This is a genomic window from Thermophilibacter immobilis (assembly GCF_015277515.1).
Taxonomy (GTDB): Bacteria; Actinomycetota; Coriobacteriia; order Coriobacteriales; family Atopobiaceae; genus Thermophilibacter; species Thermophilibacter immobilis.
Genome location: NZ_CP063767.1, coordinates 410974 through 433017 on the forward strand (window position 1 = coordinate 410974; position 22044 = coordinate 433017).

General features: G+C 63.8%; 18 protein-coding genes. 13 read left to right on the forward strand and 5 right to left on the reverse strand.

Features of this window, described 5'->3' with window-relative positions:
- The first annotated feature begins 32 nt into the window (after positions 1-32).
- The 3 genes from INP52_RS01820 to nagA are packed head-to-tail and all read left to right on the forward strand — an operon-like array spanning position 33 to position 3132.
- Complete coding sequence (locus INP52_RS01820; RefSeq protein WP_194371892.1) at positions 33-761, forward strand: GntR family transcriptional regulator; 729 nt, start codon at positions 33-35, stop codon at positions 759-761.
- A gap of 30 nt (positions 762-791) precedes the next feature.
- A complete protein-coding gene (locus INP52_RS01825; RefSeq protein ID WP_194372821.1) occupies positions 792-1967 on the forward strand; it encodes an SIS domain-containing protein in 1176 nt (391 codons plus the stop codon).
- 10 nt (positions 1968-1977) lie between these two features.
- The gene (nagA, locus tag INP52_RS01830; protein WP_194371893.1) at positions 1978-3132 is read left to right on the forward strand and encodes an N-acetylglucosamine-6-phosphate deacetylase; all 1155 of its coding nucleotides are present in this window, start codon (positions 1978-1980) and stop codon (positions 3130-3132) included.
- A 377-nt stretch (positions 3133-3509) separates the two neighbouring features.
- Here the strand turns inward: nagA and INP52_RS01835 are convergent, their stop codons facing one another.
- Both INP52_RS01835 and INP52_RS01840 read right to left on the reverse strand, forming a co-directional pair.
- Entirely contained in the window at positions 3510-4187 is a 678-nt protein-coding gene (locus tag INP52_RS01835) for an AroM family protein (RefSeq protein ID WP_194371894.1), read from the reverse strand.
- Entirely contained in the window at positions 4184-5146 is a 963-nt protein-coding gene (locus tag INP52_RS01840; protein WP_194371895.1) for a DUF1177 domain-containing protein, read from the reverse strand. The genes INP52_RS01835 and INP52_RS01840 overlap by 4 nt, the downstream gene beginning before the upstream one ends.
- Positions 5147-5418: 272 nt before the next feature.
- Here INP52_RS01840 and INP52_RS01845 point away from each other — a divergent pair, with 272 nt between their 5' ends.
- From INP52_RS01845 to pheT, 10 genes are all read left to right on the forward strand, one after another.
- A complete protein-coding gene (locus INP52_RS01845) occupies positions 5419-7065 on the forward strand; it encodes an ABC transporter substrate-binding protein (protein ID WP_194371896.1) in 1647 nt (548 codons plus the stop codon).
- Between the two features lie 110 nt (positions 7066-7175).
- Positions 7176-8135, forward strand: coding sequence for an ABC transporter permease (locus tag INP52_RS01850; protein ID WP_194371897.1), 960 nt, complete (start codon positions 7176-7178; stop codon positions 8133-8135).
- Positions 8135-9046: an ABC transporter permease gene (locus INP52_RS01855; protein WP_194371898.1), complete on the forward strand. Its 912-nt coding sequence runs from the start codon at positions 8135-8137 to the stop codon at positions 9044-9046. Before INP52_RS01850 ends, INP52_RS01855 begins: the two co-directional genes overlap by 1 nt.
- A gap of 10 nt (positions 9047-9056) precedes the next feature.
- A complete protein-coding gene (locus tag INP52_RS01860) occupies positions 9057-10076 on the forward strand; it encodes an ABC transporter ATP-binding protein (protein WP_194371900.1) in 1020 nt (339 codons plus the stop codon).
- Positions 10073-11113, forward strand: coding sequence for an ABC transporter ATP-binding protein (locus INP52_RS01865; RefSeq protein ID WP_194371902.1), 1041 nt, complete (start codon positions 10073-10075; stop codon positions 11111-11113). Before INP52_RS01860 ends, INP52_RS01865 begins: the two co-directional genes overlap by 4 nt.
- 75 nt (positions 11114-11188) lie before the next feature.
- Positions 11189-12451 (forward strand): M20 family metallopeptidase, encoded by a 1263-nt coding sequence (locus INP52_RS01870; RefSeq protein ID WP_194371905.1) that lies wholly within the window; start codon positions 11189-11191, stop codon positions 12449-12451.
- Positions 12452-12461: 10 nt separating this feature from the next.
- A complete protein-coding gene (locus INP52_RS01875; protein WP_194371907.1) occupies positions 12462-13946 on the forward strand; it encodes a S10 family peptidase in 1485 nt (494 codons plus the stop codon).
- Positions 13947-14234: 288 nt separating this feature from the next.
- Positions 14235-15635 carry an RNA-binding domain-containing protein gene (locus INP52_RS01880; protein WP_194371909.1) on the forward strand — a complete coding sequence of 467 codons (1401 nt, stop codon included), beginning with the start codon at positions 14235-14237 and terminating at the stop codon, positions 15633-15635.
- A gap of 496 nt (positions 15636-16131) precedes the next feature.
- Complete coding sequence (gene pheS, locus INP52_RS01885; RefSeq protein ID WP_194371911.1) at positions 16132-17199, forward strand: phenylalanine--tRNA ligase subunit alpha; 1068 nt, start codon at positions 16132-16134, stop codon at positions 17197-17199.
- Positions 17200-17212: 13 nt separating this feature from the next.
- A complete protein-coding gene (gene pheT, locus INP52_RS01890) occupies positions 17213-19672 on the forward strand; it encodes a phenylalanine--tRNA ligase subunit beta (RefSeq protein ID WP_194371913.1) in 2460 nt (819 codons plus the stop codon).
- Between the two features lie 389 nt (positions 19673-20061).
- Here the strand turns inward: pheT and INP52_RS01895 are convergent, their stop codons facing one another.
- The 3 genes from INP52_RS01895 to INP52_RS01905 all read right to left on the reverse strand — a co-directional run bounded on the left by INP52_RS01895 (position 20062) and on the right by INP52_RS01905 (position 21997).
- Positions 20062-20430 (reverse strand): hypothetical protein, encoded by a 369-nt coding sequence (locus INP52_RS01895; RefSeq protein WP_194371915.1) that lies wholly within the window; start codon positions 20428-20430, stop codon positions 20062-20064.
- Positions 20427-21062, reverse strand: a complete 636-nt coding sequence (locus INP52_RS01900; protein WP_228478370.1) for a TetR/AcrR family transcriptional regulator — start codon at positions 21060-21062, stop codon at positions 20427-20429. Before INP52_RS01900 ends, INP52_RS01895 begins: the two co-directional genes overlap by 4 nt.
- A gap of 224 nt (positions 21063-21286) precedes the next feature.
- On the reverse strand, positions 21287-21997 hold the full coding sequence (locus INP52_RS01905; protein WP_228478371.1) for a Crp/Fnr family transcriptional regulator: 711 nt from the start codon (positions 21995-21997) through the stop codon (positions 21287-21289).
- Positions 21998-22044 lie beyond the last annotated feature (47 nt).

Consider the following 22044-nt stretch of genomic DNA (forward strand, 5'->3'; position numbering starts at 1 on the left):
ATGCCTTGGGCATAACAAGAGAGCGAGGTCACATGGGCACCGTCTCAAGAAAGCAGCCGCTCTACGACCAGCTTGTCGATCTTCTGCGCGAGAAGATAGAAAACGAGCTCGAGCCAGGTGATCTCCTGCCGTCCGAGCGCGAGCTCTCGGAGCGCTATGGCCTCTCTCGCACCACGGTCCGCCTGGCACTCAAGGAGCTCGAGACCATGGGGCTCATCAGTCGCCGTCACGGGCGGGGCACCTTCGTCTCGGACATCTCCCACGAGGCCACCAACCTCATGGGGACCTACAGCTTCACCGAGCAGATGAAGGAGCTCGGGCGGGTACCCAAGACGATCATCCTGGAGTTCGGGGTTCGTGAGGCGGCCAAGTCCATTGCCGATCACCTGGGCATCCGCCTAGGCGAGAAGGTCTATCGCATGCGGCGGCTCCGCTTGGCCGACGAGGTGCCCATGATGGTGGAGCGCACGTATCTGCCCGTGAAGGAGTTCGTCTCGCTCAGCGCCGACGACGTGGCCCAAAAGCCGCTCTACGACATCATCGAGCAGGACTACCACCAGAAGATTCGTGCGGCCGAGGAGGAGTTCTACGCGAGCATCGCGCGCAGCGCCGACGCCGCCGCCCTGGGCATTGCCGAGGGCGCCCCGGTGCTGCAGCTCATGCGCACCACCCACAACGACAAGAACATCGTCATCGAGTATACGCACAGCGTGGCGCGCGCCGATCAGTTCACGTACAAGATCTCACATATTCGCAGCTAGGACGCGTCCTAGCGGGAAGGGAGCATGACCATGTTTGAGCTGGACACCAAGACCTTGGCATCGATGGGGGCACAGATCACCACTCGCGAGATCAAGCAGCAGCCCGACCTGTGGGGGGAGACGCTGAAGGTCTACGATCAGAACGCCGGGGCGATCGCCGCGTTTATCGAGCGCGCGGCCGCGCTTGGCGGCAACGACCGACGCACCCACGTGGTCTTCACCGGAGCGGGTACCTCGGCCTACGTGGGCGACACGGTGACGCCGTACCTGCGCCGTCATGGTGATGCCCCCTACTTCGTCTTCGAGGCCATTGCCTCGACCGACCTCGTCTCGGCACCCCTGGACTTCCTGCGCCCCGAGGACCCCACGGTGCTCGTCTCCTTTGCCCGCTCCGGCAACAGCCCCGAGAGCCTTGCCGCCGTGGAGCGCGCCGGCCAGGTCCTGGACGACGTCCTCTACCTCAACATCACCTGCGCGCCCGAGGGCAAGCTCGCCCAGCAGTTCGCGGGCGACGCCAGGAACCTGACGCTGCTCCTGCCCGGGGCCAACGACCAGGGCTTTGCCATGACCGGAAGCTACTCGTGCATGGAGCTCCTCTCGGCCCTGATCTTTGACACCGCATCGCGCGAGGAGAAGGCCAGCTGGGTCTCCCAGATCGCCCGGATGGGACGCGAGGTCATCTCCCGCGAGCCCGAGATCCGGCACTGGATCGACCAGGACTTCAATCGCATCACCTACCTGGGGTCCGGCGCCTTCGGGGGCGAGGCGCGCGAGTGCCAGCTCAAGATCCTCGAGCTCACGCATGGCCTTATCGCCACGTCCTTCGACACCTCGATGGGCTACCGCCACGGGCCCAAGTCCTTCGTGGACGGCAAGACCCTGGTCTTTGTGCTCGTGAGCAACGACGCCTACACCCGCCAGTACGACCTCGACATCCTGGACGAGATTGGCGGCGACGGCATTGCGCGGTCCGTCGTGGCCATTCAGCAGGAGGGCGCACAGAAGTACGAGGGCGACTCCTTCACCTTTGGCAGCCAGTACGCGCCCCTGCCTGCGGCCTATCTCGCGCTGCCCTACATCATGGTCGCACAGAGCGTCTCTCTTATGACCTCCGTCAAGGTGGGGAATACTCCGGATACGCCCAGTCCCACCGGGACCGTCAATCGCGTGGTAAAGGGCGTGACCATCCACTCGTTCGAGGCGTAAGGAGACTGCCATGAGCACGTACGCCATCTATGCCGATCGCTTTGTCCTTCCCGGCTCGCTTGCCGGCCCCGGCTACCTGCCGGTCGTTGACGGAAAGTTCGGACCCTTCACCACCGAGAAGCCCGCAGGCGAGGTCGTTGACCTCTCCGGGTCCTGGATCGCTCCGGGGCTCGTGGACACGCACATCCACGGCTTCTACGACCATGCGACGGCCGACATCGACGCCGCGGGCGTGAACGTCTCCAGCGCCGCGCTCGCCCGTCGGGGCACCACCTCCTGGCTGCCCACGACCTTCACCGAGACGCCGGAGCACATCGGCGAGGCCTGCGCCTCGATCGCCGAGGCCGACGAGAGCCGCGAGCCCGGCTTCGTGGGCGCGCGCATCCAGGGCATCTACCTAGAGGGTCCGTTCTTCACGATGAAGCACGTGGGCGCGCAGAACCCCGCGTTTCTCATCGACCCGTCTGTGGAGGTCTTCGACGACTGGCAAAGGCGCGCCGGCGGGCGCGTCGTCAAGAGCGCGCTCGCGCCCGAGCGCGACGGCTCCGTCGCGTACGTGACCGCGCTCGACGAGCGTGGCGTGGTCACCTGCATCGGCCACACCGACGCCACCTACGACCAGGCCCTCGCTGCCGTCAACGCCGGTGCCAGCTGCTTCGTGCACACCTACAACGGCATGCGCGGCCTGCACCATCGCGACCCCGGCGTCGTGGGCTGCGCCATGACCACGCCGTCCACCTACGCCGAGCTCATCTGCGACGGTCACCACGTCACCCCCGCCGCCGTGGACGCCGTCGTGCGCTCCAAGGGCTGGGACCACGTGGTCCTCATCACCGACTGCCTGGGCTGCGGCGGCATGCCCGAGGGCGAATACGTAAGCGGAGGCCTTCCCGTGGTCATGCGTGACGGTGCCTGCTACCTGCGTGACAAGGACAGCCTGGCGGGTTCTGTGGCCACGCTCGCCGAGGTCGTCAAGAACGTCTACGACTGGGGAATCGTGACGGCCGACCAGGCCATCCGCATGGCGACCGAGGTGGCTGCCCGTTCCGCGCGCGTCGACGACCGCTGCGGCTTCATCAAGCCGGGGCGCCTGGCGGACTTCGTGGTCTTTGACAAGGATCTCGAGCTCAAGGCAACCTACCTAGCGGGCGAGCTTGTGAAGTAGGGGACGCGCCCACAAGAAAACCACGCCCACATCGCGACTTTTGTGAGAGCGACGCGCCATAGAATGCATAAGGACCCCCGGGCAACTGGGGGTCTCTTGCGTGCGGTGCATAATTCTGCCGTTTGCTCATGCAAAAGCCACAGCAGTGATAGCGGAGACAAGGTGGCAGGCTGTCCATCCCTCCCCTGAGCTCCGTCATCGTTGGTGCGGCCGCAAATGACAAGAGTGCTCGACTGACAAAAACCTTCGACTCCTCTACCTGTGGAAATGCGGAGCGAGGAGTGCCTCGGGGATGCTACTCTGATTTTTGCGGCCGCACAGAAGCGATGAGTGGTGGGGGCGGCGAGGCCCGCAGCGGAGGGGCGGCTGCCGCGGAGCTATCCCAGAAGCTCGCTCACCACACGGGCCACGAGCGTGCGGGGGAGAAGCACGTCGAGCCCGGAGGCCTCGCGGGCGGCGTCGCGCATCGCACGCGAGAAGCCCATGCAGTCGAGGCAGAGAAACGCGGCACCCGACCCGGCGAGCCCCCGCGCGGCCTCCGTCACGCCCCCGATGCCCGCGTAGGGGCTCGCGGCCACGACGTCGACCTGGACGCCGCTGGCACTCCAGCGTGCGCGTGCCTGCTCGACCTGGGAGGTCTCGGGAACCACGACGGCCACGCTATCGTCTCCGGCAAGGGCCCGGGCGACGGAGTGGAGCAGGGGCTGCGGGAAGACGAGTGGGACGCGATGGCGCAGCTGGGGGAAGGCTCCCGTGCACAGGACGATGACCGCGCGGGCTCCCTCCCGCTCGGCCTGGTCCACGCGCGCCTGTACCAGGGGCACCACGCGCTCCCCGGAAAACGTGACCTGCGAGCCGTCGCGCATGCGTGAGACCAGCACCTCGTCTCCGGCCGCGGGCGCAAGTTCCTGCCGCACGTCCGCGAGCGTCAGATCGTCGAGGGCACCATACTGGACGAGCTCGAGGGTGTCCGAAAGGGCTGCCTTGAGGTCGTCCGTCATGTCCGTGCGTGGCGACTGCCCCACCGTGATGCCGGCTATTCTCGTCCGCGTCATACGCGCTCCTGCCGGTTTCGCTGCTCGGCGTTTCCCGAGCTCTGAAAGCGACTCATGGGTCCGTAGAGCCCCACGAGGTGCGCGAACTGCGCTTCATCGTAGAAGGAGCAGGCCCCCTGCCCAAAGAGCTTGGCGGCCTCCACGGCAAAGCGCGCGGCCTCCTCGACGTCGTTTGCGTGCGTGGCACCCGTGGCGCAGCCGGCGACCATCTGCTCGGTGACGATGGCCACGCCCACGACGGGCGCATCCGTAGCGGTGGCGGGCTGCAGGATGCTGTTGAGGTGATAGAGGTCGTTGCCGTACGGCGTGACGTCCTGCTGCGAGAGGGCGAAGACCACGGGCATCTTGCCCGTCACGCGCGTCATGACGTCCATGAGGTCATCGGAGACGGACAGGAGGTAGCCCTGCATGACCGTGGGGGAGATCGCGATGCCGTTGACGTTGATGATGCGGTTGCCCTTGGTGGTGTCGATGGAGACGATGGCATCCATCTGCTCGTCGACCTCCATCTGGTTCATGGTCTCCATGTCGATGGGCGAGTCCATGAAGGGGACCGGCTCATGCGGCAGCGTGGGAGCGTCCGGGCAGACGTGCGTGGCCACGATGACGTCGCCCGTGAGCACGTCTCCCGCCTCGTGCATCTCCGCGAGCTTGAGTGCCGCCGCGAGGGCCGCGAGCGCGCCGTCGCCGTCGGAGACTGCGCCGATTAGCTCGGGACGGGCCCCTATGCCGCCGAGACGCCCAACGATGCCCAGCGTGGGGGCACTACCACCCGATGACTTGCCGGACGTTCCAGGGATGAGGACCTTGATGCAGTCGGTGCCGCCCCGCTCGCCGCCTATGCGCTCGACGGTCACATCGGTCGCCCCGTGGGAGCGCAGGAAGCCCTCCACCTCTTCTCCGGAGGCGGCGGGCTTGTCGAGAAGGTCATAGATGTCGAGCACCTGGCGAAGCAGCATGGGATTCCCTCCAAGAAGCGACGAGTCAACACGAGACAGTGTAGTACCCGGAGCAAAGGTGAGGGGAGTGGGGGGGCGGCGGCGCAACTCATGTGAAAGTGGGATGACTCCGAACCGAAACAGAGCGCCCCCCGATGTTTCGCATGAATGAAATAAACATCCCCTCGTAAGTCACATGACGTTGCCGATGTCATCCTTCTTGGCAAAGACTGCCTTGGGGCGACGAAGGACGCTCCCGGTCGATGAACGCGTAAACAAAGGGAGGGACTGTCATGAATAACCAGAACGAGGACGAGGTCGGAGCTCTTATCGAGCAAGGGTGCCTTTCGAGGCGGAATTTTCTGCGGACCGCCGGCCTCTTTGGCCTGGGCGCGGCCGCTGTGGGCCTTGCGGGGTGCAGCTCCGATGACGGCACCACGTCTGATGCGGCCACGTCAGGCGAGCAGGCGTCCGGTGGCACGCTCGTGATTTCTCTTCCGTCTTCGCCCAAGTACCTCGATCCGATCCTGTACACGGGTACCTACGAGTCCCAGATCATCAACAGCGTCTGCGATACCCTCGTCGAGTACAAGACGGACCTATCCGAGATCAGCACGAGTCTTGCCACGGAGTGGACCATCAGCGACGACGGTCTCACCTACACCTTCACGATTCGCGACGACGCCAAGTTCCAGCCCGGCGAGTACCAGGACGGTCGCGTGGTGACCGCCAACGATGTCAAGTACTCCCTCGAGCGCTCGGCGAACGAGTCCTCCATGAACCGTCTGAGCATGCTCGACCACTGCAACGTTGTGAGTGACACGCAGGTCGAGTGCGTCCTGACCTCTCCCGCCGCGTCGTTTCTCACCGCCCTCACGGACGCGGGCAACGTTATCGTCCCGCAGGAGGAGGTCGAGGGATGGGGAGACTCCTTCGGCGATCACCTCGTGGGCAGCGGACCGTTCGCGCTCGAGCAGTTCGCGAAGGACCAGCAGTCCGACCTCACGCGCCACGACGGCTACTGGGGTCCCACGCCCTACCTTGATGGCGTGACCGTCAAGGTCGTCACCGACATGAACCAGGCCGCAAACGCGCTCGCCACGGGCGAGGTCGACATGGCCACCTCGCTGACCGGCGAGGCGGTCCAGACGGTCAAGAACAACACCGACCTCACGCTCAACCAGACGCCGGGCCTGCACGTGGCCTACGTCTACATGAACCAGGTCAACGGTCCCACGGCCGACCAGCGCGTCCGCAAGGCCATCATTATGGCGGTCAACCGCGAGGATCTCACCAAGGGGGTCTATCCCTACGGCGAGGCCGTGGAGGCCAGCCTTCCCCTGCCCACGGGTAGCTGGGGCTATGACTCCTCCCTCGAGGCTGACGTTCCCTCCTACGACCCGGAGGGCGCCAAGCAGCTTCTCGAGGAGGCGGGCTACGGCGACGGTCTGAGCCTCAACCTCTACATCTCCAACACGGAAGCCCGTCTCAAGATGGCGACCATCCTCCAGCAGAGCCTGAAGGAGAACCTCGGCATCGACCTGACCATCAACCCGGCGGACTGGGGCACCTTCAGCGCCGTTGCCGCTGCAGGTCAGGCTGACCTGTATGGCATGAGCTGGACGTGGTACCCCGATCCCTACTTCTTCCTCAACAAGCTCTTCAGCAGCTCCGAGGTGGGGGCCCTGGGCAACGGGGCGGGCTTCAGTCACGAGGAGGTCGACGACCTCCTCGCCAAGGCGCTCGAGGTCACCGATCAGGGCGCGCGCGCTGACTACTACAAGCAGGCCCTCAAGGCAATCGTGAGCTACGACCCCATGCTCGTGTACGCGTCCGAGAACGTCAACACGGGCATGACCGGCTCCGTCCAGGGCTACGTCCAGCGCTCCGACGGCAAGGTACTTATCACTAACCAGCAGGTGAACATCTCCAAGTCCTAAAACCCAGGCTCTTTACGATATGAGAGGGGGCGTGCGACACACGCCCTCCTCCTTGCCGAGGGTCGTGCAGACCTTCGGCAACGCTTCTTTTTGGGGAGGGCGGCAGACAGGTGGCAAAGACAATTATAAAAAGGGTGCTGCAGGTCATTCCGGTCCTGTTCGTGGTCGTGACCATAACGTTCGTGCTCACCAGGATGATCCCTGGCAACCCGGCGGCTGTCATGCTCGGCCCCCAGGCGTCCCCCGACGCCATTGCCACAATGACCGAGAAGCTTGGCCTCGACAAGCCAATGCTCGAGCAGTACGCGGATTACCTCGTGGGGATTCTGCACGGGAACTTCGGCTACTCGTACTCGTATAACAGCTCGGTCATGCCCCTCATCTTGGGTCGGCTTCCGGCCACCCTCTCAATCACGCTGACCGGCCTCGTGCTTGCCCTCATCGTGGGCGTTCCCATTGGGGTGGTGTCTGCGCTCAAGCAGAACACGGCCTTTGACTACGTGTTCATGGTGGTCGCCCTCGTGGGCGTGTCGATGCCCATTTTCTGGCTCGGCCTCATGCTCGTGCTCTTCTTCAGCGTGCAGCTTGGATGGCTTCCCGCCCTAGGCATGGGAGCCCTCTCCAAGGGCGTCGGCGACGTGATCAGCCACATGGTGCTGCCCTGCATCTGCCTGGCCACGATTCCCGCGGCCACGCTTGCGCGCATCACGCGCTCGAGCATGCTCGAGACGATCAACGAGGACTACGTGAAGTCCCTGCGGTCACGTGGCATCAAGGAGTCAAGGGTCGTCTGGAAGCACGCGTTCAAGAACGCGCTGCCGCCCATTCTCACGGTAGTAGGGCTCCAGTTGGCCTCCGCCTTCGCGGGCGCCATCCTCACCGAGACGATCTTCTCGTGGCCGGGCCTGGGAACCCTCATCGTCAACGCGGTCAACAGCCGTGACTACGCGCTCATACAGGGCGTGGTGCTCTTCTCGGCCGTGGTGTTCGTCTTTGTCAACATGATCGTGGACATCGCATACATGCTGATTAACCCCAAGGTCAACTACGAGGGAGGGGGAAGCGAGTGATGGCTCAGACAAAGACCGACGCCTCCGAGATCCGTGACCTCGACGCGAGCCTTGAGATGCTCAGGCGCGAGCGACGCGCCAACAACGCCTGGCACAAGCTTCGCCGCAACAAGATGGCCGTTGTGGGTCTGGCAATCGTGGTGGTCATGGTGATTCTGGCCATCTTTGCCAACCTCCTTGCGCCCTACGATCCCAACGCGGTCGACATCTCGGCATCCTTCCAGGCGCCGGGCTCGGCGGGCCATCTGTTTGGCACCGACCAGTACGGGCGCGACCTGCTCTCCCGCATCATCTTTGGCGCGCGTATCTCCATCTTCGTCGCCATCGGCGGCACGATCGTCGGCGCCGTCATCGGCGTGCTGCTCGGCCTCGTGGCCGGCTTCTTCGGAGGCATCGTCGACTCCATCATCATGAGGATTATGGACGGCATGATGGCCTTTCCCTTCATCTTGCTGTCGCTCATCCTCATGACGATCCTGGGACAGGGCACCGAGAACGTGATTCTTGCCATCGGCATCGCCAACGTGCCCACCTTCGCCCGCGTCGTGCGCGGAGAGGTGCACGTGGTCAAGAACGAGGAGTACTGCAACGCCGAGCGCGTCCTCGGGGCCTCGTCGGCGCGCATCCTGTTCAGGCACATCTTTGCCAACGCCCTGTCTCCGGTCATCGTGTACTTCACGCTCAACATCGCGAGCGCCATCATCTCGGAGGCTGCGCTGTCCTTTCTCGGCCTGGGTGTCCAGCCCCCGACCGCCTCGTGGGGGTCGATTCTCTCGGAGGGCAAGACCAGCCTCCAGGGGGCCCCGCACATAGCGACGATATCCGGCCTGTTCATCCTGCTGACGGTGCTGGGCTTCAACCTGCTGGGAGACGGCATTCGCGACGTCCTTGACCCCAAGCAGAAAAGGTAGAGGAGGTCTCATGACCACAGAATCCCAGAGCTCCCCCCTGCTTGAGGTCCACGACCTCAAGACCTACTTCCACACGGCCGCCGGCATAGCCCGCGCCGTCGATGGCGTGAGCTTCACGCTCGACAAGAACAGCACGCTCGGCATCGTGGGCGAGTCGGGCTCGGGCAAGTCCGTGACGGCCTCCTCGTTGATTCGCCTGCTTCCCAAGAACGGTCACATAGAGGGCGGCTCGGTCACCTTTGAGGGAACCGACATGCTCACCGTGAGCAAGGAGAAGCTCCTGAGCATGCGCGGCAACGACGTTGCCGTCATCTTCCAGGACCCCATGACGGCCCTCGACCCGGTCTTCAAGGTCGGCAGCCAGATGATCGAGCTCATCCGAACCCATGACAAGGTGAGCAAGGCGGAGGCCCGAAAGACCGCAATCGAGACGCTGCGCCTCGTGGGCATTCCCGAGCCCGAGGCCCGCATGGACTCCTATCCCTACGAGCTCTCGGGCGGCATGTGCCAGCGCGTCATGATCGCCATGGCCGTGAGCTGTCATCCCAAGTTCATCATCGCCGATGAGCCCACCACGGCCTTGGACGTCACGGTGCAGGCGCAGGTGCTGGGTCTGCTCAAGGACCTGCAGGACCGTCTGGGCACGGCCATCCTGCTCATCACGCACAACATGGGCATCGTCTGGCAGATGTGCGACGACGTGATGGTCATGTACGCGGGGCGCACGTGCGAGAAGGCGCCCATGAAGGAGCTCTACACCCATCCGCTGCATCCCTACACCTGGGGGCTGCTCGACTCGACGCCCAAGCTCTCCGATGAGGCCGAGACCGATCTGAAGACCATTCCGGGAGCTCCGCCCGATCTGCGTCTCACGGGGACGGGCTGCAACTTCTGCAATCGTTGCCCGTACGCGACCGACGAGTGCCGGACGCACGTTCCCGAGCTCGTCGAGGTTACTCCCGGTCACCTCGTGGCGTGCCTGCATCAGAGCGCGTCCCATGCGCTCGTCCGTGGGGAGGCAAGAGCATGACGCAAGAGAACACGCGTGCCGCGTCGGAAGCGCCGGTGGCCGACGAGAAGCGCCCCATCCTCTCGATTCGCCATCTGTCCAAGGACTTCAAGCTCAGGAGCAATCACCTGTTTGTCCCCGCATCCACCCTGCATGCCCTCACGGATGTCTCCCTGGACGTCTATGAGGGCGAGACGCTGGGCATCATTGGCGAGTCGGGCTGTGGCAAGTCCACCCTCGGCCGCTGTGTGGTGCAGCTGCATCGGGCCACCTCGGGCGAGATCCTCTATCAGGGGAAGAATGTCAACGGCCTCACGGGCGCGCCGCTCAAGGCGGTCCGCAAGGACATCCAGATGATCTTTCAGGACTCCTACTCCTCGCTTGATCCGCGCTACACGGCGGGCAAGGCCGTCGAGGAGCCCATGCTCATCTACAAGAGCGAGTCCGACGCCGATAAGCGCCAGGAGCGCGTCCTCGAGATGATGCGTGAGGTGGGTCTCGACCTCCAGCACGTCCAGCGCTACCCGCACGAGTTCTCCGGCGGCCAGCGCCAGCGCATCAACGTGGCGCGTGCCCTCGTGCTCGGCCCCAAGATCATCGTCTGCGACGAGCCCGTCTCCGCGCTTGACGTCTCCGTCCAGGCTCAGGTGCTCAACCTCTTCCGTCACCTGCAGCGTGACCTCGGCTTGACGTATCTCTTCATCAGCCACGACCTCTCGGTCATCAAGCACATCTCCGATCGCGTGGCGATCATGTACCTGGGGCGCGTCGTCGAGCTGTGCCCCGCCAGAAACGTCTATGCCAATCCGCTGCACCCCTACACGCAGGCGCTCCTCTCGGCGGTCCCGCCGGAGAGCCCCTTTGACAAGGGCGAGCAGATCAGGCTCGAGGGAGAGATCTCGAGTCCCGTGGGGGAGCAGGTCGGCTGCCCGCTCGTCGGGCGCTGCCCCTTTCGCATGGAGCGCTGCGCGCAGGAGATGCCGGCACTCTCGGAGGCGGAGCCCGGACACCAGGTCGCCTGCTTCAAGTACCATGACGCAGCGGTGGCCGTAGAATAGGCTTGTCTCGGCCGGGTCTCTAGCGGGCTCGGCCGGTATTTCATCACAGAGCTTCGAGAAGAAAGGTTCGCACGCATGCCCGCAACCAAGAAGCAGCTTCATGACCAGGTCCTCGCCCACAAGCAGGACCTGGTCGATTTGTGTTCCGTCCTCATTCGGATCAAGAACCAGAGCCCGCTCGACCCCCAGGGGCCGGGGATCGACTTCGTGCGCGCCTACCTCGCGCAACACGGCATCGACTCCGAGCGCCTCGTGGCCGCGGCGGGCGAGGAATACCCCGTGGTCTATGCGCGCATGGGTTCCGACCAGGGCTTTCACGTGGTGCTCAACGGCCACGTGGACGTGGTCCCCGCGGGCAACCCCGACGGCTGGGACTTCGACCCCTTTGGGGGAGAGGTGCGAGACGGAAAGATCTTGGGCCGTGGCGCCTCGGACATGAAGTGCGGTCTCGCGGTCCTGCTCTTTAGCATGGGGGTCCTGAGCGACGCGGGCGCCGACCTCAAGGGCGACATCCGCCTGCACGTGGTCTGTGACGAGGAGATCGCCGGGTCGGGCACCCTGTGGTTCTGCGAGAACGGCTACGCCGACGGGGCCGATGCCGTCATCGTGGGAGAGCCCACCGGCCACGATACCATCGAGATCGGCCAGAAGGGCATCCTGCACCTCACACTGACCGCCCACGGCACGCCGGGCCACGGCTCCACGGGCAACTACAAGGGCGACAACGCGATCACCAAGCTCGCGCGCGTCCTTGTCAACGTGGACGACCTCACGGCGGTGCCGGGCCACTACCTGCCCTCGCAGGAGCGCGCCCTGGCCAACTCCCGCACCATCGCCGAACGCACGATCGACCACCCGAAGGTGGCCAACGTGATCGACCACTGCTCCGCCAACGTGGGCGTCATCCAAGGCGGCGGGAAGATCAACCAAGTGCCCGACCTCGCGAGCGCCCAGATCGACATCCGCATGCCCTACGGCTGCAGGCACGAGGACGTGGTGGCCGCCGTGGACGCATTGCTCGCTAAGAGCGGCGTCTCTGGCGTCGAGGCAGGCTACGAGTGGATCTCCGAGGGCAACTACACCGATGACGACTCCGTTCTGGTGACGAGCGTCAAGAAGAACATCGAGGACGTCTGGGGCGAGGAGTGCCTTCCTGCCTACCAGTGGGCCTCGAGCGACGCGGCGCACTATCGCGCCCTGGGATGCCCGACCATCCAGTTCGGCCCGGCCAACAACGCCGGCATCCACGGCTACAACGAGGACGTGGACGTCGAGGACGTGGTCCATGCGGCCGAGATCTACATGCTGTCGCTCTGCGACATGCTGGGCATCGAGTAGGAGGCGCGAGATGAGCGAGAACGAGCAGGGCGCAGCCCAGGTGGCCACAAGCGCGGATGAGGTGCCCGAGACAAGAAGCAGCTCCCTCACCTGGCAGGTGGGTGACGAGAAGATCGACTACGTGGTCTCGGCGGGCCACCTTGACGTCATCGACCGCGCAGGGACGCTCGAGGGCAAGATGTTCAGCGTCTCCTACGTGGCACGTGAGGTCAACGGCACGCAGGTCGAGCGCCGCGCGCGACCGGTGACGTTTTGCTACAACGGCGGCCCGGGTTCCGCGTCCGTCGCGATCAACTTCGGGGGCCTGGGCCCTCGTCGCGTGGTCACGCACGGCCTCGACTTCGTGGGAGCCGACTACGAGACGGTCGACAACCCCGGAACGCTGCTGCGCCAGTCCGACCTCGTGTTCCTGGACGCCCTGGGCACGGGGTGGTCGTTCGTGGCCGAGGGGTACGGCATCGAGCGCGTCTACGGCCTCGAGGAGGACGCGCACACCTTCTGCCGCGCCATCTGCGCCTGGCTCGAGGAGAACGACCGGTGGGGTTCGCCCCTCTACATCTACGGCGAGTCCTACGGGACGATGCGTAGCGCCCTGCTCATGCGCTATCTCGGCGAGGAGCACGTGCCCCTGGCCGGCGTCGTGATGCTCTCGGCCTACTTCGACTGGACGCAGAACCTGCCGGGGTCCGACCTGGGCTACATCGGCATGGTGCCGACGTTCGCCGCGACGGCCCAGAGCTTTGGCCTCGTGGGCGAGGGCGTCGACGAGGACGCGTGGTTCGACGCGGCCTCGGACTTTGCCAGCAGCGCCTATGCGCAGGGGCTCTTCAAGGGTGACGGCATTGACGCCCAGGAGAAGGAGGCTCTGGCGCGGCAGCTCTCTGACTTCATCGGCCTGCCCGTGGGCTACCTGCTCGCGCGCAACTGCCGCGTGGAGCTCGAGGACTTCCGCCGCGACCTTCTCGCTGCGCGCGGGCGCGTCTGCGGCCGGCTCGACCAGCGCTTCTCGGAGACGTCCCTCCTGCCCTCGCAGCGCGCCTCGTTCTACTTCGCCTGCGAGGACCCGGCCAACCACGCCCTGGAGAGCGCCTGGTACGCGGCATTCAGGGACTTCCTGCGCCACGACCTGGGCTACGAGGGGCCGGCCGCCTATCGCCTCTCGGTCTGGGGAGAGATCGGCATCGGATGGAGGTGGGTGCATGACGAGCCGGGCTTCGACGAGACGACGGTCGCCGCGCCCAACCTGGCCTATGACATCGCCGTGGCTCTGCGTCGCAGCCCCACGACCAGGCTCTGCATCCTGGGCGGGCGCTACGACACTGCGACGCCCTGGTGGAACGCGCGCCACACCATCTCCCAGCTCTACCTGCCGCCCGAGCTCAAGGACAACATTACTTGGCACCGCTACGGGTGCGGTCACATGGCCTACACCGACGAGCCCACGCTCATGCGGATGGTAAAGGACATGGACGCCTTCTACGGGGCGCGGCGCTAACGGGTCCTTCGCCCGCCTCGCTGCAGGCGGACCCTTCTCCCCTCCGTGCGGCCGCAAATGACAAGAACCATCGACTGACAAGAACCCTCGGCTCTCCTACCTGCGGAAACGCCGGTCGAGCCTTGCAAGCACCCCCCCCAACTTCAACTTTTGCGGCTGCACGGAAGCGATAAGCGACCGGAGCAGCGTGAGCCGCAGGCTACTTGAATCCCCCTGTTCTTCTTGGGAATTTATCTACCCATATTCGATTCAATTGGGTAGAATAGAGGAGAGAAACGAGGAGGGAACATGCAGGAGAGCGACCGGATCGAATTCAAGTCGGAGCTCAGCTCCGCCCTTGCCAGGGAGGTCATCGGCTTTCTCAACGCGGAGGGCGGCACCGTCTACGTGGGCGTCGCGGACGATGGCACACCCCTCGGCGTGACCGATGCAGACGAGGCTGCTCTTCGCGTCACGAACATGGTCCGCGACGCTATTCTCCCCGACGCCATCTCCTTTGTGCGGGTGACGCTCGTGAATCCCGATGCGTGCGCGACGCTCTTTGGCACAAGGCCTACGCTGGGCCCCGTCGTGGCGGTGGAGGTCCAGCACGGAGGGAGCCGTCCTTACTACCTGGGGCGCAAGGGCCCCTCTTCGGCGGGTGTCTTCGTGCGCCAGGGTGCCTCCTGCGCCCCGGCGAGCCGTGACGCCATCCTCAAGATGATTCAGGAAAGCGTGGGCTACTCCTTCGAGGAGGCGCTCTCTCTCGATCAGGAGCTCACGTTCGAGTCGGCGCGCAAGGTGTTCTCCGAGCGCAGGGTCAAGCTGGGCGCCGCCCAGATGCGCTCCCTTCGCCTCATCAACGAGGACGGGCTCTTTTCCAACCTGGCTCTTCTGCTTTCGGACCAGTGCCCGCTCGTGCTGCAGGCGGCTACGTTCCAGGGTGTTGACGTGCTGACCTTCAGGGATCGCCGCATCTTCGAGGGGTCGGTTCTGGACCAGTTCAGGCAGGTGCTCGACTACCTTGACCTCAGAAACGACACGAGCGGCACCATAACGCTCCCCTATAGGATCGAGGTGCGCAGCTATCCCGATACGGCGGTGAGGGAGGCCCTGCTCAACATGGTCATGCATCGCGACTATGCCTCCCGGGCTGTCAATAAGGTGAGCGTGTTCGACGACCGCATCGAGTTTCTCACGGCGGGAGGCCTCGCGCCGGGCATCCGTGAGGAGGAGGTGACGAGCGGCATCTCCGTCTGTCGCAACCCGCGCTTGGCTGATGTGCTCTTTCGGCTCGGGTTCGTGGAGGCGTACGGCATGGGCTTACCCCGCGTTTTCGCCGCCTATGCGGGCCAGCCCGTCCAGCCCAGGGCGGAGGTCTCCGAGAACCTGTTCAAGCTCACGCTGCCCAATCTCAACTACGTGAGGGAGCGGGGGGCACCCGCATGGACGAGGGGGGCGGCACCTGTCGGTGGGGTCCCCTCCGGCCTCGCTGCGCTGAGGGCGCCACGGCCCGAGCGTGCGGGGGAATCTCGCCATATGGTGTTGAACGTCGTTGGGTCGAACGGACACGTCACGCGCCTAGAGGTGGAGGAGGTCCTGGGCCTCTCGCGCTCGGGCGCGGGACGCCTCCTTGAGGGCATGGTCGCAGATGGGCTTCTCGCCAAGACGGGAGGAGGCCGCTCGACCTCATACGTCGGCGTTGCGTAGAAGGATCCTTCTCCCCTCCGTGCGGCCGCAAATGACAAGAACCATCGACTGACAAGAACCCTCGGCTCTCCTACCTGCGGAAACGCCGACGAGTCTTGCGAGCACCCTCCAACTTCAACTTTTGCGGCCGCACAAACGGGAGAAGCTCCGAGCTTCGCGCGTGAGCGCGGGTCGGTCGCCACCTGTGCTATGATGCCCAAAGGCTATGACGGAGAGGTTCGGACGTCGCGTTGCCGCAGGACAGAGAGGGAGCTCATCGGCTGAGAGGCTCCTCCACGGCAGAAGTCCGGAGTTCACTCCATCAGCTGCGACCTGAACGGCACCCGGCTGCGGCCGACGCGCTCACTAGGTAAGCCGTTTTCCCCACGACACGGGGTGTACAAGCGGGCCCGGTGGAGAGAAAACCACCGGGTCAACCGAGGTGGTACCGCGGAATTACTTCCGTCCTTGGGCAGAGATGCCCGGGGGCGGTTTTCTCGTCTGAAAGGGGAGAAGCATGGCGATGTCCGACGACCTCACGTCCATCGAGGCGCACGTCAAGGAGGGTCTTGCACAGGCTGCGAGCATGGAGGCCCTGGAGGCCCTACGCGTGGGGGTGCTCGGCAAGAAGGGGAGCCTGACCCAGATCATGCGCTCAATGGGCAAGGTCGCGCCCGAGGAGCGCCCGGCGATGGGCCAGCTCGCCAATACGGTGCGCGGCAACGTGGAGGCTGCGCTCGCGGCTCGTCGCGATGAGCTCTCGGCCGAGCTCATGGAGCGCAGGATGGCGGCCGACGCCTGCGACGTCACGCTGCCGGGCCGCACGCTCAACCTGGGCACGCAGCACCTCATCAGCCAGATCCGCGAGGAGATCGAGGACATCTTCGTGGGGCTGGGCTACACGGTCGAGGACGGCCCGTACCTCGAGACCACCTATTACAACTTCACCGCGCTGAACGTCCCCGAGGACCATCCGAGCCGCTCGGCCAAGGACACCTTCTACGTGGTCGACAACGCGCCCGAGGGCAAGGGCGCCCACGTCCAGGGCGAGTCGGACATCCTCCTGCGCACCCAGACCTCGGGCGTGCAGGCCCACGTCATGGAGTCAACCGAGCCTCCCATCTACATGATCTGCCCGGGCACCGTCTTTAGGCCGGACACTGCCGACGCCAACCACCTGCCTCAGTTCACGCAGGTCGAGGGCCTGGTCGTGGACGAGGGCATTACCTTCGGCGACCTCAAGGGCACCCTGGACTACTTCACCCGCGAGATCTTTGGCAAGGATCGCGCCACGCGCTATCGCCCTCATTTCTTCCCGTTCACAGAGCCCAGCTGCGAGGTGGACGTCTCCTGCGGCGTCTGCGGTGGCAAGGGCTGCCGCTTCTGCAAGAACACGGGCTGGCTCGAGATCCTGGGCTGCGGCATGGTCGACCCCAACGTGTTCGTCAACTGCGGCGTGGACCCCGAGAAGTACACGGGCTTCGCCTTTGGCATCGGCGTCGAGCGCGTGGCCTGCCTGCGCTACGACCTGCCCGACCTCCGCATGCTCATGACCGGTGACATGCGCTTCCTGAACCAGTTCTAAGAAGGAGAAGAACATGCGCATCTCATACGAGTGGCTGAACTCCCTGGTGGACCTCCCCGACGACCCGGCCGAGCTCGTGGCCGAGTTCACGCGCACGGGCACTGAGGTCGAGGCGGTCGAGAAGGTCGGCGCCGACCTCGAGCACGTGGTCACGGCCCAGGTCGTGAGCAAGAGGCCGCACCCCGACTCGGACCACATGTGGCTCTGCCAGGTCGACGTGGGCCAGAAGAACGTGGACCCTGACGGCAACCCCGTGCCGCTGCAGATCGTCTGCGGCGCCCAGAACTTCAGCGAGGGCGACAAGATCGTCTGCGCCCTGGTCGGCGCGGTCCTGCCCGGCGGCGTCAAGATCAAGAAGAGCAAGCTGCGCGGCATCGAGTCCTGCGGCATGAACTGCTCGGAGCGCGAGCTGGGACTGGGGTCGGACCACGAGGGCATCATGATCTTGCCGCCGGACACGCCGGTGGGCCTGGACTTCACGGACTACCAGGGTCTCTCTGACACGGTCATCGACGCGGAGATCACCCCCAACCGTCCCGACTGCCTCTCCATGTGCGGCCTTGCCGTGGAGGTCTCGGCGATGCTCAACGTTGACACCCACATCGAGCTTCCGCGCGTTGCTCACGAGTCGGGCCCGGACGCCCACGACCTCGTGGACGTGACCATCGCGGACCCCGCGCTCTGCGGCCGCTATACCGCGCGCGTCGTGCGCAACGTGAAGATCGGCCCCTCGCCGGAGTGGCTCGCGCGCCGCGTCGCCGCGGCCGGCGGGCGCTCGATCAACAACGTCGTGGACGTGACCAACTACGTGATGTACCTCACGGGTCAGCCTCTGCACGCCTTTGACCTGGGTAAGCTTTCCGATCGCGACGGAAGGCGCCACATCGTCGTGCGCGCCGCGCAAGACGGCGAGAAGCTCGTCACGCTCGACGAGACCGAGCGCACCCTCACGAGCGACATGTGCGTCATCACCGACGACGGCCTGACGCCCGTGGCGCTCGCCGGCGTCATGGGCGGCCTCAACTCCGACATCGACGAGTCCACCTGTGACGTGCTCCTGGAGAGCGCGACCTTCTCGGCGGGCCACATCTCCCGTACGAGCCGCAGCCTCGACCTCATGAGCGAGGCCTCCATTCGTTACGAGCGCCAGGTCGACGGCGCGAACTGCGCCAACGTGGCCCAGGTCGCGGCGGCCCTCTTCGAGCAGTGCTGCGCGGCCGAGGTCTGCCCGGGCATCGTGGACGCCTACCCCGCACCCGTGGAACCGGTCGTCATCGCCTTGCGCACGGGGCGCGTGCGCGCCCTGGCCGGCGCGGCGATTCCCAACTGGTTCATGGCCGAGCGCCTGGGGCGTCTGGGATGCGCCATCGAGAAGCTCGATGTGGCTCACTACCAGGTCACGGCTCCCACGAGCCGACCCGACCTCACCCGCGAGGTCGACCTCATCGAGGAGGTCGTGCGCCTGTGGGGCGAGGGCGACATCACGGCGACCCTGCCCGCCCCCAGAAACCACGCCGGTGGCCTCACGGTGGAGCAGCGCCGCCTGCGCCTCATCGGCTCCACGCTGCGTGCCTGTGGCCTCTCCGAGACCTCCACGTACTGCTTCGCCGACAAGGACGACCTGGGCCGCCTGAACATCCCCGAGACCGGCCGCGGCGTCCCCGTCCGGATCATCAACCCTCTCGTGGCTGACCAGTCCGAGATGCGTCGCTCGCTTCTGCCGGGGCTTCTGCGCTCGGTTTCCTACAACGTGGACCACGACGTGGACAACGTGGCGCTCTACGAGGTGGGCCGCGTCTTCTTTGGCCGCGAGCACGCGAGCCAGCCCGACGAGCCCAGCTACGTCTGCGGGGTCCTGGCGGGCAGGCGCGCCGACGACGCCTGGAACCAGCGCTTCGACGAGTACGACTTCTTTGACGCCAAGGGCATGGTCGAGCAGCTTCTGGGTGCGCTGCGCCTCACCAAGGTGCGCTTCAAGGTGGCCGCGCCCGAGGGCTACCCCTGGCTGCAGCCGGGACGCGCCGCCGAGGTCCTGGCGGCCGGGGAGTCCGTGGGCTGGGTGGGCAACGTCCACCCGCGCTCGCTCGCCAACCTGGGCCTGGAGGTCCCGGTCGTGGCCTTCGAGCTGTCGTGTGCGGCGCTCCTGCGCCTGGCTTGCGACGAGCTGCCCTACCGAGACGTCCCCACGCTGCCCGGCGTGACGCACGACCTGGCCATCGTCGTGGACGAGTCGATCACCTACGAGCAGCTCGCGCAGCGCATTCGCTCGGCGGGAGGCAAGCTCCTGGCCGACGTGCGTCTCTTCGACGTCTACCGCGACCCCGTGCGGGTGGGGGAGGGCAAGAAGTCCATGGCCTTCTCGCTCACGTATCGCGCGGCCGATCGCACGCTGACCTCAGAGGAGGTCGAGCGAGCCCACGAGAAGCTCGTGAGCAAGGTCTGCCGCTCCACCGGCGGCGAGGTTCGCTCCTAGCGGCTGCGATCAAGTACGTCTGGCGCTCGGGCTTGACAGGCGCGGGCCCCCTGGAGCGACTCGGAGGGCCTGCGCTTTTGAATACATGCCATGCGCTGCGAGCCAGACCCAGTTGCGGTCTCTGCGGCGAGGATGACGTCAAAAGTACAGGGCAGCGAAGGGGACCAGGTCATCCGTTGCCTGCTGCGCCCAGACAGAGGCAACGGACAAAAGCGCGCCTTTTAGGTAGTCCTGTGTAAAAGCTGCGCTATTTTCTGCCTGCGTTTTCCGTTCGATTCATCAGGCGTTTTTACAAGTATTTATTCAATAAATCAATCAAAATTCGTTGTATTACCTTAGTTTGAATAGTAAGATACTTCAGTATTCATTAAAACTCGTCTTTTCACTATTTATTTAATTACTAATGGAGCAAACCTACCAATAATCGACTTTATGACAACGCAGCCAGCAACTACAAGAAGTGCAATTCGGGGGTCATAAAGGACAGGGATTTTCCATTTGAATATTTGCACTGCTGTTGTGAGTAATGCGATTGTCCCAAAGATATAACCCATGATGGTGAGCGGGTGAGCAGGTGCACCGCTGATAAATTTACCGATTGTCGGCATAATCATGCACATTGCAAATCCTATTGCACCCAAAGTAATAACAGCCGATCTCGGTCCGTTAATGAATAATATTTGCTTGTCGGATAGTCCTGCATAAACAATCAGGCCAGTTATAAGCCATTCCGCTGCCAATATTGCAATTCCTTTCATAGTTTGTCGCTCCTTAAATACATTTTATTGAATACCGTAATATGTCTTTCTAAAAAAGATAAAGCTTCTTCATATTTTTCGGGCTGATTGTCGTATTTTGATAACAGCAAGTACAGAGGTGAATAAAACTGCAAGGCCATTACTGTTGGGTCAGCATTAATATAAATATCATTATTTATTAAATTAGTAAACACGCCTGATATATAATCTAAACCCTTGTTTAGGATTAATTCCCTGAAAAACTTACCTGCCTCCGAGGTTCGATACTGTTCTATCGTCAACATTCTGCGCAGTTGCGAACCATACTCTGTTTTGAGATAGAACTGGAACATCGTAATGCTGATTCGAAATAATTCCCCTCTTACATCACTTTTTCCCGAGAGAATATTTTCCATACTTCCAGGGGGAGTAAAAGTAGCAACTTCCTCTTGATAACGATGCTCAATGCCTTTGAGAATTGAGTCAAAAATGTCTTGTTTTCCGCTAAAATGCTTGTAAAGGGCGCTCTCCCGTATTCCGATTTCGTTTGATATGTCACGGATACCAACTCCGTCATAGCCTCTTTCAGAAAACAGCTTTAGCGCAACTGTCAAAATAACTTCCTTTGTATCCCGTGTTTCGTTTTTTGGCATAAGAACATCCATCCATAAATTTAAGTGATCATCTGTTCACCATATTAATAGTGAACAGCTGATCACTTGTCAAGTGGAGGGCTAAATTCTGGCATAATATTTGACCCTCAATTGGGAGGTCGTTTAGCATATTCTACTCATTAGAGCAGGACTGTCTGGGCTTCCTGGAGACCGAGAAGGTCATTTTACGCGAGCAGCAGGCGGGGGAGGCGAGAGGCGCGCTCCTAGCGTTGGCCGCCTGGCGCGCAGAGCTCGAACTCGTTGCGGCGGACATGAATCAGGCCGTCGCGCTCCATCTGCGAGAGCTCGTTCGACAGGGCGCTGCGGTTGACGCTCAGGTAGCCGGCGAGCTGCTCGCGGTTGTACGGGATCGTGAAGCGGCGGCTTCCGGCTCGCGTGGCCTCGCCGGAGAGGTAGGAGAGCAGCTTCGCGCGGATGGTCTTGGGGCTGGTGTGGAAGGCGCGCCGAGAGAGCTCGATGTTCTTGCGTGCCGAGAGCGCCAGGAGGTTCTCGACGAGCTTGGTGTGATAGGGGCAAACACTTGAGCACAGCGTGAGGACGCGCGTGACGTCGAGAAGCGCCACGCGCGTCCGCTCGACTGTCATCACGTTCACGAGCAGCGCGACGTCGGGGGCGCAGGCGTAGTTCTCGCCAAAGGCGTCGCCCGGTCCCACGTAGCCCAGCACGGACACGTTGCCCCAGGCGTCGACGTGCTCCATGCGCACGCCCCCGTCGAGCACGATGCCCAGCGCGCGGATCTTGTCGCCCATGCGAAAGATGATCTCTCTGGGCTCGAAGGTGCGCTCGCGCACGTCCAGACAGCCGAGCATGGCGGCGGTCTCCTCCCGCGCGATGCCGCGGAACAGCGCCGTGCCCATGAGCTCGCGAGCGAGCTGCTCGTGTCGTGGTGCCGTGGTCTTCTGGGACTCTTGCATGGCTCTTCTCCATACGTTGTTTTTCCAACATACACGTCAAGATACAA

What these genes read in the sequence shown, in the direction of transcription:
- INP52_RS01820 (WP_194371892.1), top strand. Translation starts at nt 33, where the DNA reads ATGGGCACCGTCTCAAGAAAGCAGCCGCTCTACGACCAGCTTGTCGAT.
- INP52_RS01825 (WP_194372821.1), top strand. Translation starts at nt 792, where the DNA reads ATGTTTGAGCTGGACACCAAGACCTTGGCATCGATGGGGGCACAGATC.
- nagA (WP_194371893.1), top strand. Translation starts at nt 1,978, where the DNA reads ATGAGCACGTACGCCATCTATGCCGATCGCTTTGTCCTTCCCGGCTCG.
- INP52_RS01835 (WP_194371894.1), bottom strand. Translation starts at nt 4,187, where the DNA reads ATGACGCGGACGAGAATAGCCGGCATCACGGTGGGGCAGTCGCCACGC.
- INP52_RS01840 (WP_194371895.1), bottom strand. Translation starts at nt 5,146, where the DNA reads ATGCTGCTTCGCCAGGTGCTCGACATCTATGACCTTCTCGACAAGCCC.
- INP52_RS01845 (WP_194371896.1), top strand. Translation starts at nt 5,419, where the DNA reads ATGAATAACCAGAACGAGGACGAGGTCGGAGCTCTTATCGAGCAAGGG.
- INP52_RS01855 (WP_194371898.1), top strand. Translation starts at nt 8,135, where the DNA reads ATGGCTCAGACAAAGACCGACGCCTCCGAGATCCGTGACCTCGACGCG.
- INP52_RS01860 (WP_194371900.1), top strand. Translation starts at nt 9,057, where the DNA reads ATGACCACAGAATCCCAGAGCTCCCCCCTGCTTGAGGTCCACGACCTC.
- INP52_RS01865 (WP_194371902.1), top strand. Translation starts at nt 10,073, where the DNA reads ATGACGCAAGAGAACACGCGTGCCGCGTCGGAAGCGCCGGTGGCCGAC.
- INP52_RS01870 (WP_194371905.1), top strand. Translation starts at nt 11,189, where the DNA reads ATGCCCGCAACCAAGAAGCAGCTTCATGACCAGGTCCTCGCCCACAAG.
- INP52_RS01875 (WP_194371907.1), top strand. Translation starts at nt 12,462, where the DNA reads ATGAGCGAGAACGAGCAGGGCGCAGCCCAGGTGGCCACAAGCGCGGAT.
- INP52_RS01880 (WP_194371909.1), top strand. Translation starts at nt 14,235, where the DNA reads ATGCAGGAGAGCGACCGGATCGAATTCAAGTCGGAGCTCAGCTCCGCC.
- pheS (WP_194371911.1), top strand. Translation starts at nt 16,132, where the DNA reads ATGGCGATGTCCGACGACCTCACGTCCATCGAGGCGCACGTCAAGGAG.
- pheT (WP_194371913.1), top strand. Translation starts at nt 17,213, where the DNA reads ATGCGCATCTCATACGAGTGGCTGAACTCCCTGGTGGACCTCCCCGAC.
- INP52_RS01895 (WP_194371915.1), bottom strand. Translation starts at nt 20,430, where the DNA reads ATGAAAGGAATTGCAATATTGGCAGCGGAATGGCTTATAACTGGCCTG.
- INP52_RS01900 (WP_228478370.1), bottom strand. Translation starts at nt 21,062, where the DNA reads ATGCCAAAAAACGAAACACGGGATACAAAGGAAGTTATTTTGACAGTT.
- INP52_RS01905 (WP_228478371.1), bottom strand. Translation starts at nt 21,997, where the DNA reads ATGCAAGAGTCCCAGAAGACCACGGCACCACGACACGAGCAGCTCGCT.